The 15,931-nt window shown below is 34.1% G+C and carries 16 protein-coding genes; 5 read left to right on the top strand and 11 right to left on the bottom strand.

Annotation, left to right across the window (positions count from 1 at the left end):
- The first annotated feature begins 4 nt into the window (after nucleotides 1-4).
- Nucleotides 5-1,312 carry an aKG-HExxH-type peptide beta-hydroxylase gene (locus VCM44_RS01620; protein WP_334677864.1) on the top strand — a complete coding sequence of 436 codons (1,308 nt, stop codon included), beginning with the start codon at nucleotides 5-7 and terminating at the stop codon, nucleotides 1,310-1,312.
- Here the strand turns inward: VCM44_RS01620 and VCM44_RS01615 are convergent.
- Nucleotides 1,309-2,841: a CDC27 family protein gene (locus tag VCM44_RS01615; protein WP_334677863.1), complete on the bottom strand. Its 1,533-nt coding sequence runs from the start codon at nucleotides 2,839-2,841 to the stop codon at nucleotides 1,309-1,311. The two genes, VCM44_RS01620 and VCM44_RS01615, sit on opposite strands and share 4 nt — an antisense overlap.
- Nucleotides 2,842-2,993: 152 nt before the next feature.
- Between VCM44_RS01615 and VCM44_RS01610 the strand changes: the two genes are divergently transcribed.
- Entirely contained in the window at nucleotides 2,994-3,419 is a 426-nt protein-coding gene (locus VCM44_RS01610; protein ID WP_114705929.1) for an FHA domain-containing protein, read from the top strand.
- On the opposite strand, the gene VCM44_RS01605 is transcribed toward VCM44_RS01610, so the two are convergent.
- Complete coding sequence (locus VCM44_RS01605; RefSeq protein ID WP_114705930.1) at nucleotides 3,409-3,744, bottom strand: HesB/IscA family protein; 336 nt, start codon at nucleotides 3,742-3,744, stop codon at nucleotides 3,409-3,411. The two genes, VCM44_RS01610 and VCM44_RS01605, sit on opposite strands and share 11 nt — an antisense overlap.
- Nucleotides 3,745-3,831: 87 nt before the next feature.
- Here VCM44_RS01605 and VCM44_RS01600 point away from each other — a divergent pair, with 87 nt between their 5' ends.
- Complete coding sequence (locus VCM44_RS01600; protein ID WP_334677862.1) at nucleotides 3,832-4,386, top strand: FHA domain-containing protein; 555 nt, start codon at nucleotides 3,832-3,834, stop codon at nucleotides 4,384-4,386.
- 5 nt (nucleotides 4,387-4,391) lie between these two features.
- Here VCM44_RS01600 and VCM44_RS01595 read toward each other — a convergent pair whose 3' ends face one another.
- Both VCM44_RS01595 and icmF read right to left on the bottom strand, forming a co-directional pair.
- Nucleotides 4,392-4,943: a cob(I)yrinic acid a,c-diamide adenosyltransferase gene (locus VCM44_RS01595; RefSeq protein ID WP_334677861.1), complete on the bottom strand. Its 552-nt coding sequence runs from the start codon at nucleotides 4,941-4,943 to the stop codon at nucleotides 4,392-4,394.
- Nucleotides 4,943-8,092, bottom strand: coding sequence for a fused isobutyryl-CoA mutase/GTPase IcmF (icmF, locus tag VCM44_RS01590; RefSeq protein WP_205570960.1), 3,150 nt, complete (start codon nucleotides 8,090-8,092; stop codon nucleotides 4,943-4,945). Before icmF ends, VCM44_RS01595 begins: the two co-directional genes overlap by 1 nt.
- A gap of 170 nt (nucleotides 8,093-8,262) precedes the next feature.
- Here icmF and VCM44_RS01585 point away from each other — a divergent pair, with 170 nt between their 5' ends.
- Nucleotides 8,263-8,703 carry a 4Fe-4S dicluster domain-containing protein gene (locus VCM44_RS01585; RefSeq protein ID WP_114705933.1) on the top strand — a complete coding sequence of 147 codons (441 nt, stop codon included), beginning with the start codon at nucleotides 8,263-8,265 and terminating at the stop codon, nucleotides 8,701-8,703.
- Here the strand turns inward: VCM44_RS01585 and lspA are convergent.
- Genes lspA through VCM44_RS01565 form a run of 4 tightly spaced genes read right to left on the bottom strand, consistent with a single transcriptional unit; the run spans nucleotide 8,700 to nucleotide 13,280 of the window.
- Nucleotides 8,700-9,200 (bottom strand): signal peptidase II, encoded by a 501-nt coding sequence (lspA, locus tag VCM44_RS01580; RefSeq protein WP_114705934.1) that lies wholly within the window; start codon nucleotides 9,198-9,200, stop codon nucleotides 8,700-8,702. The genes VCM44_RS01585 and lspA overlap by 4 nt on opposite strands.
- Nucleotides 9,197-10,702 (bottom strand): sigma-54-dependent transcriptional regulator, encoded by a 1,506-nt coding sequence (locus tag VCM44_RS01575; RefSeq protein ID WP_114705935.1) that lies wholly within the window; start codon nucleotides 10,700-10,702, stop codon nucleotides 9,197-9,199. The genes lspA and VCM44_RS01575 overlap by 4 nt, the downstream gene beginning before the upstream one ends.
- Nucleotides 10,703-10,713: 11 nt before the next feature.
- Nucleotides 10,714-12,591 (bottom strand): ATP-binding protein, encoded by a 1,878-nt coding sequence (locus tag VCM44_RS01570; protein WP_114705936.1) that lies wholly within the window; start codon nucleotides 12,589-12,591, stop codon nucleotides 10,714-10,716.
- The gene (locus VCM44_RS01565; RefSeq protein WP_334677860.1) at nucleotides 12,588-13,280 is read right to left on the bottom strand and encodes a hypothetical protein; all 693 of its coding nucleotides are present in this window, start codon (nucleotides 13,278-13,280) and stop codon (nucleotides 12,588-12,590) included. The genes VCM44_RS01570 and VCM44_RS01565 overlap by 4 nt, the downstream gene beginning before the upstream one ends.
- Nucleotides 13,281-13,564: 284 nt before the next feature.
- Here VCM44_RS01565 and VCM44_RS01560 point away from each other — a divergent pair, with 284 nt between their 5' ends.
- A complete protein-coding gene (locus VCM44_RS01560) occupies nucleotides 13,565-14,398 on the top strand; it encodes a TIM barrel protein (RefSeq protein WP_233500245.1) in 834 nt (277 codons plus the stop codon).
- A gap of 17 nt (nucleotides 14,399-14,415) precedes the next feature.
- Here VCM44_RS01560 and VCM44_RS01555 read toward each other — a convergent pair whose 3' ends face one another.
- The 3 genes from VCM44_RS01555 to VCM44_RS01545 are packed head-to-tail and all read right to left on the bottom strand — an operon-like array spanning nucleotide 14,416 to nucleotide 15,755.
- The gene (locus tag VCM44_RS01555; protein WP_114705939.1) at nucleotides 14,416-14,760 is read right to left on the bottom strand and encodes a hypothetical protein; all 345 of its coding nucleotides are present in this window, start codon (nucleotides 14,758-14,760) and stop codon (nucleotides 14,416-14,418) included.
- Nucleotides 14,761-14,790: 30 nt separating this feature from the next.
- The gene (locus tag VCM44_RS01550; RefSeq protein WP_114705940.1) at nucleotides 14,791-15,228 is read right to left on the bottom strand and encodes a hypothetical protein; all 438 of its coding nucleotides are present in this window, start codon (nucleotides 15,226-15,228) and stop codon (nucleotides 14,791-14,793) included.
- Nucleotides 15,229-15,245: 17 nt separating this feature from the next.
- Nucleotides 15,246-15,755, bottom strand: a complete 510-nt coding sequence (locus VCM44_RS01545) for a hypothetical protein (RefSeq protein WP_334677859.1) — start codon at nucleotides 15,753-15,755, stop codon at nucleotides 15,246-15,248.
- Between the last annotated feature and the right edge of the window lie 176 nt (nucleotides 15,756-15,931).

Raw genomic sequence — 15,931 nt, 5'->3', positions numbered from 1 at the left:
CTCCATGAAACAATTCAATCAATTCATTCAAAATAATAACTCTTTCAAAGAGTCTTATTTAGAAACACTTGCACTTTATCGTGAAGATGCATCTAGTGATGTAGAAGAGAGCAATGAGTATTTGTCTCAAAGATTTCAAGACTTCTATAAAGAGGCCATCTTTTCAACTAAACTCGACTCATATTCAAACTTAAATTTTTACTGGTTTAATCTGATAGAAGCATTAATTGAGATCATTTCTTACCATTCAGAATTTGAAGTAGGCCAAGACTACGAAATGAGCGAATCAGAAGATGCTATATTTAATTTCTGGCACGATAGCAATCTTGCAAAGTCTTTTTTAAATTCACTTAGTGAGACAAAAGACCTCTTAGCTGAATCAAAAAAACTTGTTCATATTTTAGAAGATAATATTATTTCATTTTTCAAAATACATATCCTAGAAGAAGTCGACCAAGAGCTGCGCTATTTGAATGTACCTGAGCTTGGTGATGACAACGTATCAGTATATCAAAACGGTAACCGTATACTATTTGATAAGCTAGAAGATAAAGTCCTTGCTCATATCAATGAAAATTCTAAAAACAAGCATGCTCTAAGTACGAAGATCGATGACTTAACTATAATCTTCTACTCCGACCTTGAAGATTCATCTTCTTTCATGACAGAGAAAATAGCAAAAGCCTACGAAAGATTAAGAAAGTATACTCCTGATTTATTTGAGGTATTTAAAACTTTTACGAATAATATTATACCGATTAAAGAAAAGGGAATTGTCAGCTACTCAATGCAAACACTTCCAGGATACTCATCAATCAATACATTCGACCGTGATGATATAGATCTAATGGATGACCTTCTGCATGAAAATGGACACCATGTCCTAAATAGCTATTTAAATCAGAATGAGCTCTTAGAGGAGCTTGAAGAAAAAATCTATTATAGCCCTTGGCGTAGGGCCTTAAGGCCAATTAGAGGTATATACCACGCTTATATGACCTTTTATTGGGCCCTTGAACTATTCTCATCGCTCTCAAAACAAACAGAACACGACTTCACAGAGAATGAATTCAAAAAAATACAAGAGAGAGCAATTGAAGAATATTATATGCTTGTATTTTGTGAACTTGATTTAGAGAAGGCCTATAAAGAAGAGATTATTTCAAGTGAAGGCCATGAAATCTATCTTGTTTTTAAAGAAATGGTTGCCTCACACCGAAATCATATTTTGAATCTAGAAAAAAAGATAAACTCTGACTCAATTGAGAAAATTAAAAATGAGTTACTAGCTGCAAGAAGTGAGTATTACTAAACCTTCCTTAAAACCTTAGACTTAATTGTTTGCATCTCATTTGCAGGCATAAGCTCTCCTTGAGAAGTTGCAATCGGTATTCCCTTTTCAATTACTTCTAAGCATTGCTCATATTTCTCTTCACTAAAGAGTATTTTTGACTTTAGTAAGTAGGCTACAGAATATTTAGGATTTTCATTTAATACTACTTCTAAATGCTTTAGTGCCTTTTCAAATTTTTCATTATTAAAATGAATATCAGCTAATCCAAAGTTTGCAACAACATCATTTTCATCAATGGCCAAAACCTTATTAAACATTTCAAAACGACGAGCACGTTCTTCCTTTTCCGCTCTTTCTTGTTCTTCTTTCGCTTTCTTCGCTTTAGCTTCATCACCGAAACGCTTGAAAGAAGCAACTGTTGCAAGGGCCTTTTCTTCTTCGGCCTCTTCTATTTTTCCAAGCTTCATTAAATATAAGGACTTATTGGTATGTGCCATAACAGAGCTTTCATCAACCGCTAATAACTCATCCATAACATCAATGGCCTTCTGGTGTTCTCCGCTATTTCCAAGAATAACTCCTTTAGACTCATATGCATCTGCGTATAAAGGATTGAAACTAATAACTTGATCTAACAAGCTTAAAGATTCAGTAATCTTATTTTTATGAAAGAGATTAACGGCCTTATTATAATAGTATTCACTAATCTCTTCTTTGATATTTTCTTTAGCAAGCACAGGGTATGTATTAATTTTGATTAAATCATCTTGGTATGAAACCTCAAGATTATTAATTAATAGCTCCCTTGGCGCCTTTGCTACAGAAAAATGAGTTTCACCAATCTTACAACGATTAAGTATCTCTACCTTTTTATCATTTAGACTAACCTCATCAGCTAGTTCTTTATTTGAAGTTAATAACACAGGATAACGAGCGGCACCTCTTCGACTTTCAATTTTTGATGCGGTTTCTTGTCCAAGAAAACATCCTTTATTATAACTAATTGCAAATTCATTTAAGCGCGTTTCATTAATTAATTTAGTGCGATCAATTGTTTTATCTAATATAGGCCATGCTGTTAAGACTTCTAAGAAGTTCACATAATCTTTCTTGTCTAATTTCTCATCAACAAGACCGATATAGCCTACACCATCAAATAAATCCATTGTAACGAAGTCATTTCCCTTCCTCGTTGAAAGGCATGGAAGCTTTTGAGTTTTCTCAATCGTTATATCTTCCATGATGATAAACTTCTCTAACTCTTCAATTGTTTCTTCAGAAATTTTCTCATCGACAGCAAGATAAAAACCATCATTATTATGAATTAAATAGAAAAAAGAAAACACACGTCCTGTACGATCAAGGCGACATGCAATTGTCGCAGCATTATCAAGGCCACTTATATCAGCAGTAATTTGCCTTTGTAGATACTCTCGAGTTTCCTCACCTTTAAACTTGTAAACAACATAATTACTTAACGTAAATTGGTTATCGTTAAAGAAGAATTCAAACATTACATCTTTAATAATCTCTTGATTGTTTTCCATATCGTTAACCTACTTTACTAATTACAATATTAACTAAACTCTACTAGGCATTTTTTATTGTACCTTTAACTATATAAAACTAAATATATAATAGAAATTGTCTTAAGACTATTTAACGTAATTTAGTGATGCACTGAAAAAAGGAAATCGTAATGTCTATTCGCCTCATTATCGATGACAAGAAAAACACAAAGAAAATTCTTATAAAAAATAAAATAACTTTTGGCCGAAACAAAGAAGTTGTCGATATTGTTCTGGATGACCCTAAAGTCTCTTCAAAACACTTTGAAATTATCTATGACAAAAGCTCAATTCTTGTCCGTGACCTGTCTTCCAAAAATGGAACATTTATCAATCAGAAAAGAATCGAAAATGAAGAGCCTTTATATGTCTATGACATTCTAAAAGCTGGCAGCATTAGTATATCTATTGATGCTAAATCACTTACAAGTTTTGAATTTGAAAGACTCTATAGAAAAACAGATCCAAATTATTGGGGTGAGAATATTACGAATATTCTAAAAACCAGCAAATTCGTCTTAAAAGATATTAAAAAACCTATTAAGATTAAACGCTAAAGCTTTCACCACATCCACAAGTATTCTTTGCATTTGGATTTTCAAATACAAAGCCCTTTCCGTTTAGGCCGTCTTTGAAATCTAAAGTTATTCCACTAAGGTATATTGAAGACTTAGGATCGATAAGAATCTTTACGCCATCCATTTCAATAATATTGTCACTGTCCTTAGGGGCATCAAAGTCGATATTATAAGATAGTCCAGAGCATCCGCCTCCGATAACACCTAGACGAAGACCGAAGTCAGTCTTAGAACGATTTTCACTTTCGAAAATGTTTTTTATTTGGCCAAGGGCCTTTGATGTTACATTTAATAGCTCACTCATATAAACCTCTGAAATTACGTAGGTAATTATATCCAATACCTGTATTATATCATATTGGTGATATACTTTATATAGGAGTATCAAGCAATGTCTATCTCATTAGTTATTAAATGTGGTGAAAATACGGCCAAATTTTTGATCAAACCAAAAATCACTTTCGGGCGATCAAAGTCGGCAGTAGATATATCAGTAGATGATAAGAAAATATCATCAAAACACCTTGAAATTACACACGAAAAAAAAAATGAGATAATAGTTAAGGACCTTAACTCTACAAATGGTACCTTCATCAATAATAAGAAAATTGAAGGGTCCCATAGGCTCTATGTCTATGAAACTGTTAGAATAGGAAATTGCTATATTACAATATGTCTTGATGACTTAACTGAGCTCGAACTTAAATCTCTCACCCGACCGATCGAAGAGCATTTCGAAAATGGTGAAGTGACACAGACCAATACAAATCTTGCCGATCAAACAAGCTTTTTGGCCATAAATAATAAATTAAGCCTGCAAAGCCCTAAGCTTCGCGGAGATATTAAAAAGAAAGCACAAACTAAAAAGCCAGCTAAGAAAAAGAAACCAAAAGAGCCTGAAGAGGATAAAACTGTCATGACTAAAATCATGAAGTTTTTCAAATAAGACTCTTACTTATTTGGTACCCAAGCAACATCCTTAATATTTTCAATCTTATTTAGAAATCTTGCTACAATAAAGAAATAGTCAGATAAGCGATTTAGATATTCTAAATCGATTCTTTCAACATCACCTAAGTCCACGGCCTGTCTTTCTACTTCACGAGATTTAGTACGACAGATATGAATATGAGAAGCGGCAACTCCTCCCCCAGGTAGAATAAAGTACTTCAATGGATCAACGATAGTATCGAAGTAGTCGATTTCTTCTTCTAAGTGGATCAACTCATCTTCTTTTAGCTTAGGTAAATTGTAATTTTCACGGTCCTCTTTTAGACTCGCAAAATTAGACCCAAGGACAAAGATATTGTCCTGGATCCTTTTAAACGTATTTTTTAATCGTACTTCTTGAATATAACAAAGAGATAAACCGATATAGCTATTTAGCTCATCCAAGTTTCCATAAAGGTTTATTCTAGCACTTGCTTTTGAAACACGTTGTCCACCAACTAGACTAGTCTCACCCTTATCACCTGTACGAGTATATAGCTTAGATTTCTTCATTACATATTCCTTCTATATTTCCCACCAATCTCATATAGAAGATTTGTGATTTCACCTAATGAACAATAATTTACAGTCTCGATTAATTCTTCGAAAATATTTCCTCCAGAAAGTGCAACTTCTCTTAGGCGATTAAGCGCGTCTTCTGATTTATTCTTATTTCTTTCTTTGAAGTCATTGAGTCTAGCAATTTGTCCTTTCTTTTCTTCATCACTACAGCGAGATAATTCAATTTCTTGATTTAGTTGCTCGTCAATATTATCGGCGATGTAAGTATTCACACCAATAATTGGTAGTTCACCTGAGTCTTTAAGAGTTTCATAATGAAGTGACTCTTCTTGAATCTTAGATCTCTGATACATACTTTCCATTGCACCAAGAACTCCACCTTTGTCTGAGATTCTCTCAAATTCAGAAAGAATAGCTTCTTCAACAAGACCAGCTAACTCTTCAATTACGTAAGCTCCCTGCATTGGATTATCTGACTTATTAAGACCGAATTCACGGTTGATAATCATCTGAATTGCCATTGCACGACGAACAGACTCTTCAGTTGGAGTCGTAATCGCTTCATCATATGCATTTGTATGAAGAGAGTTACAATTATCTGAAAGTGCAAGATAAGCTTGTAGAGTTGTTCTAATATCGTTGAAATCAATCTCTTGAGCATGAAGTGAACGACCAGATGTTTGAATATGATACTTAAACTTCTGAGCCTTATCATTTGCTCCATACTTATTACGCATTGTAATCGCCCAAATCTTTCTAGCAACTCGACCGATTACTGAATATTCAGGATCTAATCCATTAGAGAAGAAGAAAGATAAGTTTTGAGAGAACTCATCTATATTTAATCCACGAGCCAAGTAGTACTCAACAAATGTGAATCCGTTTGCCAGTGTGAAAGCAACTTGTGTAATTGGATTCGCACCAGCTTCTGCAATATGATAACCAGAAATTGAAACAGTATAATAATTTCTAATTTTTTGCTGACAGAAGTATTCTTGAACATCCCCCATCATTTTTAATGCAAATTCTAGAGAGAAGATACAAGTATTTTGGGCCTGATCTTCTTTTAAAATATCTGCTTGAACTGTTCCACGAATTTGTTGAAGGATCGCCAAACGCTTATCTTTATCATAATAATCATCGCCCTTAAGTTTTTGTCTTAGGGCCGTATTAAGATAGAATGCCAGCATAATTGGTGCCGGTCCATTGATTGTCATTGAAACAGAAGTGTATGGATCTGAAAGATCAAAACCATCAAATAATAATTCCATATCCTCAACTGTTGCAATTGAAACACCTGCTTCACCAATTTTACCAAAAATATCTGGACGTAAATCAGGGTCTTCTCCGTAAAGAGTTACAGAATCAAAAGCTGTTGAAAGACGCTTTGCCTTGTCATCTTTTGAAAGATAGTGAAAACGTTTATTAGTTCTTGCTGGTCCACCTTCACCTGCAAACATTCTCTTTGGATCTTCATCTGTACGCTTAAATGGGAAAATCCCAGCACCGTATGGGAAGAACCCTGGAAGGTTTACATTTCTAATGAACTTATACTGATCTACAATTGAGGTGAAATTTGGTGTTCCAACTTTTTGGATATCAACACCTGAAAGGGATTGATATTTAGTCGCTACGTTGAACTCACGATCACGAACCTTGTAAGTAAATGTTCCACTTTCATATTGCTTAAGAACGGATTGAAATTGTTCTAATTCTTTTTCAACTTCTTCACCAAGTTCTTCTTTTAACTGAGTAAGCTTTTCATCGATTTCTTTACTAGGAACAATTTTACTTGTGATCTCTAAGGCCTCAACATCACGTAGCTTTTCCATTCTCTCAAATGTTTCTGAATTATAGTCACGACTTGTTTTTGCAATTTCTCTTAAATAAAGAGCTCGCTCTGGTGGAATAATTCTTGTCTTATCGGTACGTGCACGATTGGCCTCAATTCCTTCCAGAGGCGCTTGATCGAAATCAAAAGTCTGTGCAATTGCTTGAAATAATGCATTTACTCCAACGTCATTAAACTTAGATGCCATCGTTCCAAAGATTGGTAACTCTTCATCAGTTGGAGAACCTGGATGCCCAGCAAAGAGATTATGATTGCGACGATATTGTTTTCTAATATCTCTCATTGAATCTTCTGAGCGAGGTTTTTCAAATTTATTTAAAACAACAAAGTCAGCTTGTTCAAGCATTTCGATTTTTTCCAACTGAGTTGCGGCACCGTACTCAGGTGTCATTACATACATACACTTATCAGAAATCTTTGTGATCTCATCAGAAGCCTGACCAATACCTGAAGTTTCAACAATAATTAAATCAAAGTCTTGTTCCTTTAAAAAATTAACAGTCTTTTTGATTTGTGGTGATAGTTCTGTTCCTGAGTCACGAGTTGCAAGAGATCTAATATAAAAGTTTTCAAAGTTTGCAGATCCTAATCTAATACGATCTCCAAGTAGTGCCCCCTGTGTCTTTTTCTTTGTTGGATCAACTGAAATAAGAGCGACTTTCTTCTCTGGATAGAAGCGGTGAAATCTTAAAAGAGTTTCATCAATTAATGATGACTTACCGGCTCCACCTGTTCCCGTAATACCTAGAACTGGAATATTCTTTTCCGATGATGGAATCTCAATTTCTGTCCCATCCTCAATTGCAGTAATAACCTTTGCAAGACTTGTCTTTGGCAGCTCTTTTTGCTTAGCATTTAAGTCAAAACCCTCCAGTGTCGAATGAGTTGCTCGCTCAATCATGTCATCAATGATGCCCTCAAGACCAAGCTTCATACCATCTTCTGGAGAATAGATTCTTGTAATTCCCTTTTCATGCAGGGCCTTAATCTCTTTTGGTGTGATAACTCCACCACCTCCGCCAAAAATACGTACATTTGAGGCGCCAGCTTCATCTAAGAGCTCTCTAACGTAGGCAAAGTACTCATTATGCCCACCCTGGTAAGAACTCAGTGCAACTGCATGAGCATCTTCATGTAATACAGCATCCACAACCTCTTGCGCCGAGCGGTTATGACCTAAATGAATTACCTCAACGCCTTTTGACTGAAGCAATCTTCTCATAATATTTATTGATACATCGTGACCATCAAATAAGCTGGCCGCTGTGACAAATCTTAGTTTTCTCACGGTAAACCCCTGAAATTATGTAAAGTAAAAATTATTATTTACTTAATCTTTTTACGTTCCAATATTGCTAAAGGACTATACCTAATGTATTTTAATCAGGCAAAAATCCCTTTAATGATGCGTTGATATACGTTAAAATACTGTCTGTATTAAAGTATTAGGAATTGCTAATGAGCGAAGATGTTAAATTTTTAGTTGAGAACCCTTACCACTCAGCACGTTTTAAACCTGCGAGAAAAGGTAAAAAAGGTCCAAAACTACTTGCTGTTGTACACCAATCAGGTTGTACAGGTTGCGAAATCTGTATTCAAGGATGTCCAGTAGATTCAATTGAACTAGTTCCTGGGCCAAATCCAAATAACCCACAATTTAATCAAACAGTTGAAATCGATCTAGCACGTTGTATCGGTTGTCAAAACTGTTCTCAAGATTGCCCTTGGGAAACGATTACAATGTATGAACATAATGATGCATTTGCTATCTGGGGAAAAGAGACTTTAAAGTCAGAACTTTATATCTCAGAAGAAAGCTTAGATCAGCTTCATAATGAATACGGGATTAAAAAAGATTTACCAAGTGAAGAATCAAATAACGAAGAAGAGAGTGCTTAAGTATTAGCACTCTTCTTCTTTCCTTTATACTCAGTTAAGAAATAATCAATTATATAAATACCTGCTGCCACAGAAATGGATGCGTCTGCAACATTGAAAGCTGCAAAATGCCATCCACCATAATAGAAATCAAACATATCAACAACGTAATCTAGTGATATACGATCAATTAGATTTCCCACGGCCCCTGCAAAGATCATTGAATAGGCAAGACATAGAAGATAGCTCTTCTTGCGTGCATCCCAAATAAGATAGACAAACCAAAAGCAAGCAATAACAGGAAGGATCTTAAAGAGAACCATTCTAACAACGTCCGGGAAGCTTCCTCCCATTCCGAATGCAACCCCTGGATTTCTAACATATGTTAAATTAAAAAAGCCTGGAATTACCTCAAGAGTTTCACCTAGTTTAAAACTTGATTGTATTGCGCCTTTTGAAAATTGATCTAAAAATAAAATCCCTACAATAAGTAAGGTCATTTGCCATATTCGATTCATTCGTAATATTCCTTAGGATTAATTTCGTATTTCTCAATTTTACGAAGTAACGTCTTCTTTGGAATATTCGCTTTTAGAGCAGTTTGATTAATCTTACCCTTATTGATCTTTAAGGCCTGAACAATAAACTCTTTCTCAAAGATATCTTTTGCCTGTGAAAAATTAAGCCTTAACTCACCATCTTCTTCTGTTGTCGCAAAAACAAATTGATAGCCTTGCGCACTTGCAATTAGCTTCTCATCTTGACCTGCGTCTGTAAGAACAGAGTCTTTAATCTCTTCATAATCGATAATTGTTTGTTCATCAGCATCATTAGATGATTCAACAGTTGCTGATTTACGAATCTTATCTGGTAGTGAAGAAGATTTGATTATGTCTCCGCTTTCAATAATAAAAGCATGCTCAATAACATTTCTTAGTTCTCGAATATTTCCAGGCCAATCATGACTCTTCATAATGGCCATCGCATCATCATCAAGTCCCGAAATACTGAGATGGTGAACATTATTAAAATATTTAACGTAGTAATCCACAAGGTGTGGAATATCTGAATTTCTTTCTCTTAATGGAGGTAGATAAACAGGAAGAACATTTAAACGATAAAATAAATCTTCTCTAAAAGTTCCGTCTTCAATCATTTTCTCAAAAGGCTTATGTGAAGCAGCAATGATTCTTACGTCACATTTAATTTCTCTATTTGAACCAACAGGAGTGAACGAGCCTTCTTGAAGAACACGAAGTAGCTTGACTTGCATTGTAGGTGAAACATCACCAATCTCATCTAAGAAAAGTGTTCCACCGTCAGCAAATTGAAATTTACCAATCTTTCTTTCATTGGCACCAGTAAATGCACCTTTCTCGTGCCCAAATAATTCAGACTCAATTAAGTTCTCTGGTATCGCTGCAAGATTAATCGTTACAAACTTCTCATCTTTTCTTGGCCCATTATAGTGAATGGCACGAGCAACAAGTTCCTTACCAGTACCTGACTCACCTCGAATAAGAACCGGTGTATTGACCTGTGCAAGTTTTCCAATTACGTTGAAAACCTTTTGCATAACATCTGATTCACCAACAAATTTATTCTTAGTATCCCCAAGAGATAAAACTGGAGCAGAGAATCCAACTGTCTCAACTAGTGAGCGTGCTTTTAATGCTCGCTTAATTAAAGAAACTAAATTCTCAGAGCTAATTGGCTTTTCTAAGTAATTATAAGCACCTTCTTTAACGACCTTTACAGCATCAGTAACATTCGAATATGCCGTTAAAATAATAACAATAACAGATGGGTCATGTTTTTTGATTTCAGTTAAGGCTTCAATCCCATCCATCTCTGGCATGTTAACATCCATAACAACCAGGTCATATTTCGTTTTATAAACTGCACTTAGTGCTTCTTTTCCATTGTCTGCAACATCGACAGCGAAGTGATGAAATTCGAGAGCTTCCCTTACAGAACTCTGTAAAACCTTATCATCATCAACGACTAAAACCTTATGCATACGCACTCCAATTATTTATTTAAAAATTTAATTAAAAAGCTTGTTCCTTCACCAATTTGAGAGGTTACAGATATCTCTCCACCATGAAGTTCTACAAAATATTTTACCAGATAAAGACCTAGACCGCTTCCCTTAATCGTATGAGAAGCATCGTTTTTAACCCGATAAAACTTCTCAAATATATTATCGACGTCATTTTGTCCCATACCAACGCCATTATCCGATATTTCAATATAAACCCAAGTATCATCATCCCAAGTTTTAATATCAATGACTTTGCCTATACCGGCATATTTAATTGAGTTTTCAACAATATTTGAAATAATTCTATTAACTAAGCTCGTGTCAATTTCGATAGGAAATAATGGGCCTAATTCAGTATTGATTTTCATCTCTTTTGATCGTGCTAAATAACTTAAGCTATTTACACAATCATCAATTACTTTATTAACATCCTTACTTTGTAGATTAAGAGAAATATTTCGTGATTCAACTTTAGTTAAATCTAAGATTGAAGTTATAAAATTATTTAATTCTTTAGTTGAATCAATTATTGTTTTTAACCCTTCATGAACATACGTTTCACCACCACGATTTTTCTGCAACATATTGTCTGCAACACCTGCAATCTTGGCCACAGGGGTTTTTAAATCGTGTGACATTAATGAGATAAAGTTTTGTTTCAAATCTTCAACTCTTTTTAATAATTTAGTCTCTTCCTGAATTTTATAACGACGTTGATATTCACCAATGGCCCTAAAGGGAACCCAAATATAATAAACAACAAACACAGTAAGTAAGATGTGGGTTATATATAGCCAAAGTCCAAAAGCAATGAATATCAAATAAGAAATCAGAATCGTACTAAAGATAATAGCTACTGTAGTTACAAGTCCTTTTACTGGCTGGATACGTGAGATAACAATTGAAAGAATGATACCAATTAGCATCGAAATTAATTTTGTTACCCACATCGGTATTGCATAGACTAACTTATTTTCTATAAGTGACTTAGTCATATTGGCATGTATTTCTAATTTTGGTGATCGCCTCTGGTCTTTATCAAATGGAGTTTTAGCGTAATGACCAAGATTTGATATATAGGCGGGACCAATTAATACTATTTTTCCATTAAAATAGCCTGGCGGAATATTCCCAACAACAACCCTATGAACCGGTAGTTTTTCGACATGCTTAAGTTTGCGTAAGGGGTAACGAAACAAGCTAAAGCTAGCGTCAGCTTCGGGCATATAATATGCACTTTTTAGATTATTAAGAATTAGTGGCTCTTTACCATGAAGAATTCTCCACTCATTTGCCGTCCAAAAGCTTAATGTCTCTTCTCCTGATATATTGAGAACCATTCTTCTTACAACATCATCTTTAGCAAATAGCTTACTATCAATATTAACAATTGCTGGAGAATAACCAAGATCTCGTAATTGTTGAGGAGGAAGTCTTTCCCCCCATGCATCTAATTCAGTTCCATAACGATATAGGCCACCTTGTTTGACGTAGGCTTTAATTTCATCGTGAAGCAATTCTAAAGAATTTGCTTCTCTCTCATTTAAAGGTGCCGAAAGATCTCCAAAGAAATTAATAATAGCAGGCTTATCTTTTAAAACCTTACGGAATAATTTTAAGTAAGTTGTATAAGTATAGGGATAGCTCTCACCTAAAAACTCATCACTTTCTTCATCAATTTTTATAAGAACAATTCTGTCATCTTTATTTAGACTAAAGTCCGTTTTTAGACGTAAGTCATAGAAGATTGCTTCAATCGTTGGAAATTTGTATTGGAAAAGAACCAAAAGAAAAACAATCGTAAAAAGCGCTGGATAATACTTTGTATAATCCAAATCTTTAAAGAACTTAAAAACTTTCTTCATAATAGCTCACTTTGATAGAACCTTTGGTCCATCTCGTGTTCCTTATGATAATGGAGTGACCACATTGTTGTAGAAGAAATATTAAAATGTACTTTGTTAATTCTTGAATTCTCTAGATAAATCACTTTTTGTGCAATACCTCTTATATCGATTTGACTGTTCTCATTATTGCTAAAAAACTGCTTCTTATAGCTATTAGAAATATAGTTAAAGAGTCTTCTCGGTACGACAAAGATATAACGAAAGACGGCTTCTGCTCTTAAGAGATTAAATAGCCAATTAAAAATATTTCGCCAAAATAATAGTACTGCTAATAAATGCCCCAGAATCTTTGAGTTGAATGTATCAGCAAATCCCATCTCTGCTTCAAGATAGCGATCCATTTCTACATCTGTTAAGCGCTCGAGTAAGCTTGAGTTTAATATGAGAAAATGGCTTCCAAGAAGTGTTCCCTGCAAGAAGAATGGAGCATCCTTACCTTGATAAATCTGTGGTGTTGGCCGACTTCTATAAAATAAGAAGCTTGAAACCTTCTTATACAATCGAGGTCTTTCTTCCCTAGAAACTTTCTGTAAGTTAAATCGAGAAATAACGATTGAAGGAATTATGTAAGTAAATGAAATCACATAGATTAAGACAGCGATAGCAAGATTATTTAGTATATGTAGATTAGGTCCAAATACAACCAAGAACCCAGTTATAAAAAATATCTGAATGAAGATAATAAAAAAGCTTAAAAGATATGAAATAAATACACTAAACAAAATTTTGTCCCTATTTTTTTTACAAGATCATCTCTAATTATAGACCCAAATCCAAATTCCGGCTATAAGTCATCTAAATTACAAATTGATAATAGTCACTGTAAGCGCTATGCGCAAGCAAGCATTTCGCAGCGCACCTATTGTCGAATCCGTAATTGTGATACACAAGGCATTAACGTTTAAATTATAGAATTAAAGGGGTGTTTTTGATGCAAGGTAAGCTACTATTCGGTACAGCAGGTGTTCCAAATTCAACAGCTAAAAAGAACAATCCAGTAGAAGGCGTAAGACGAATTCACGAACTAGGTCTTGACTGTATGCAACTAGAGTTTGCACACGGTGTTAGAATGAAAGAAGAAGTTTCATCAAACCTAAGAAAAGTTTCATATGAATTAGGTGTTCCTTTGACATCACACGGCCCTTACTACATCAACTTAAACGCAAGAGAACAAGATAAAATTGACTCTTCTGTTGAAAGAATCATTCAAACAGCAAAGATCTCAGATCTATGTGGTGCTGAATCTATGACTTTCCACGCCGCTTTCTATATGAAAGATTCACCATACGATGTTTTCGATCTTGTAGAAAAGAGTATGAATGTAATCGAAGAAAGACTAAGTCGCCTTGATATTGAAATTGAACTAAGACCTGAACTAACAGGTAAAACATCTCAATTTGGTTCTCTTGAAGAGCTTATTAACCTTACTAAAAACGTTGATTCATGTCGTCCTTGTATGGATTTCTCACACCTTTTCGCACGTACTAATCAGTATAATAGCGAAGAAGAATTCGACATGGTTATTGGTAAGTTAAAAGAAGAATTAAGTGAAGAAGCTATCCAAAATATGCATATTCATATTTCAGGTATCAGCACAAACTCTAAGGGTGACCTTAAGCATCTAAACCTTGAGCAATCAGACTTTAATTGGAAGGCCCTACTTAAGTCTCTTAAAAAGAATGGTTGTGGTGGATATATGATTTGTAATTCACCAAACTTAGAAGAAGACGCATTGATGCTAAAAAATTATTACATGACTTTATAAAAATAAAAAAGCGGCTTTTAAGCCGCTTTTTTTATGTCTGCATATTCCTTAAATCTCAAATATAAATCATCACCAAAAACATAGAAATAAATATCTTCGGTAGTATTGAAGAATTCTTTTAAAGCACTATCAAGATCAACATCATAAGATTTTAAATCTAAATAGCAGCCTTTAATTAAATCCTGTATTAATGCAAAGCTTTTTGGAAAATCGAGAGTCTTAGTGTCCCACTCAACTCGATATGAACTTGTGTCTGAAATATATTTTAATTTAATCCCTTCAGACTCATTAGGTTCCAAAATATCAAATGTTTCATAAACAAGACTTTCTAATGTAAATTCAAGTATTTTCTTATTCTTCACATTAAACTATTCGGTAACTTTTAAATTATATTAACGAATATCTTCTTCTTTAAACTCGTAGAATGACTTTACATCACTAATATTTGAAATGAACCACTTTTCATCTCTTTTAACGATTAAAGCGATCTTTTTGACAGAAATGGAAACATCTCTCTTTGACTCTTCTGCCGTTGCATCCGCTTCATATGAGAGAGTGTAAGTTATTGAACATTCATCACCACTACAGTTTTTATAGACAATTTTAAAGCGACTATCTGAAAATTCATTTGATTCGTTTAATTTATTAGGGTCTTCGCCAAGTGCTTGAGTGTATTCCTCAAGTAAATCACCAGTAAGGTAATCTTCAAGGTCATCAACACTGATCTTATCGTTTAAGCGCTTTTCAATGAATGATTTTAACACTCCTTCCGGACTATTATTTGACTGACAGCCTATTAGCAATAGGCAAAAAATAAGAACTTTAAACATAACTTCTTCCTTGAATTTTAATAAGAGACAATTCCTCTTCTCTTTAAAATATTAAATAATGTATTCCAATTATACTTTCCACTTGAGCTTGAATTTATTAACTTCAGGCCATAGCCATTTTCATAAACTAACTCAACATTAAATGTATCACTAAATTTTGCGCCTTCATAATCCAATTCAAAGTCTAGCTTTTCACCTTTTGATATTTTTTCATCTGTAAAAATAACAATACCTTTATCATCACAATTAGAAACTTTGACAGGAATCTTTGAGCCTGATGATAAGAAGATACTCCCCTCTAAAATACAGAATTTATCAAAATTAAAATTCTCTTTATTAAAGTTAGGTTTAAAAATAGCCTGGCCTAGCTCCTCTTTTAAAAGAAGGATCATATTATATGCAACTAACAAGAAAACTACTGAAAAGAGTAAGATGATTTTGTCATACTCAACCAAGAAGAGAGAGAAGACTTTGTAAAAAATATTTAATACGAAAACGGCCATCACAACGACAGTAAGTTCTCCCATATACATAATTTTAAAAAGTAAAAATAACGCGAGGGCCGTTGTAAGTTTATAACTTCCAAGAATCCCGACAAAGCGTTCAAAGTTTAATGCAGAGACATCGGCATCTAAAGAGAAGCATGTATGCAGAAAAAACAGCGAAAATATCACAAATAAAATATTAAGCAATTTAAATATTA

Origin of the sequence: Halobacteriovorax sp. DPLXC-1, from assembly GCF_036903125.1 — a bacterium.
Lineage (GTDB): Bacteria > Bdellovibrionota > Bacteriovoracia > Bacteriovoracales > Bacteriovoracaceae > Halobacteriovorax_A > Halobacteriovorax_A vibrionivorans.
Note: the sequence above shows the minus strand (reverse complement) of the source record. Positions and strands in the feature narration are given on the sequence as shown.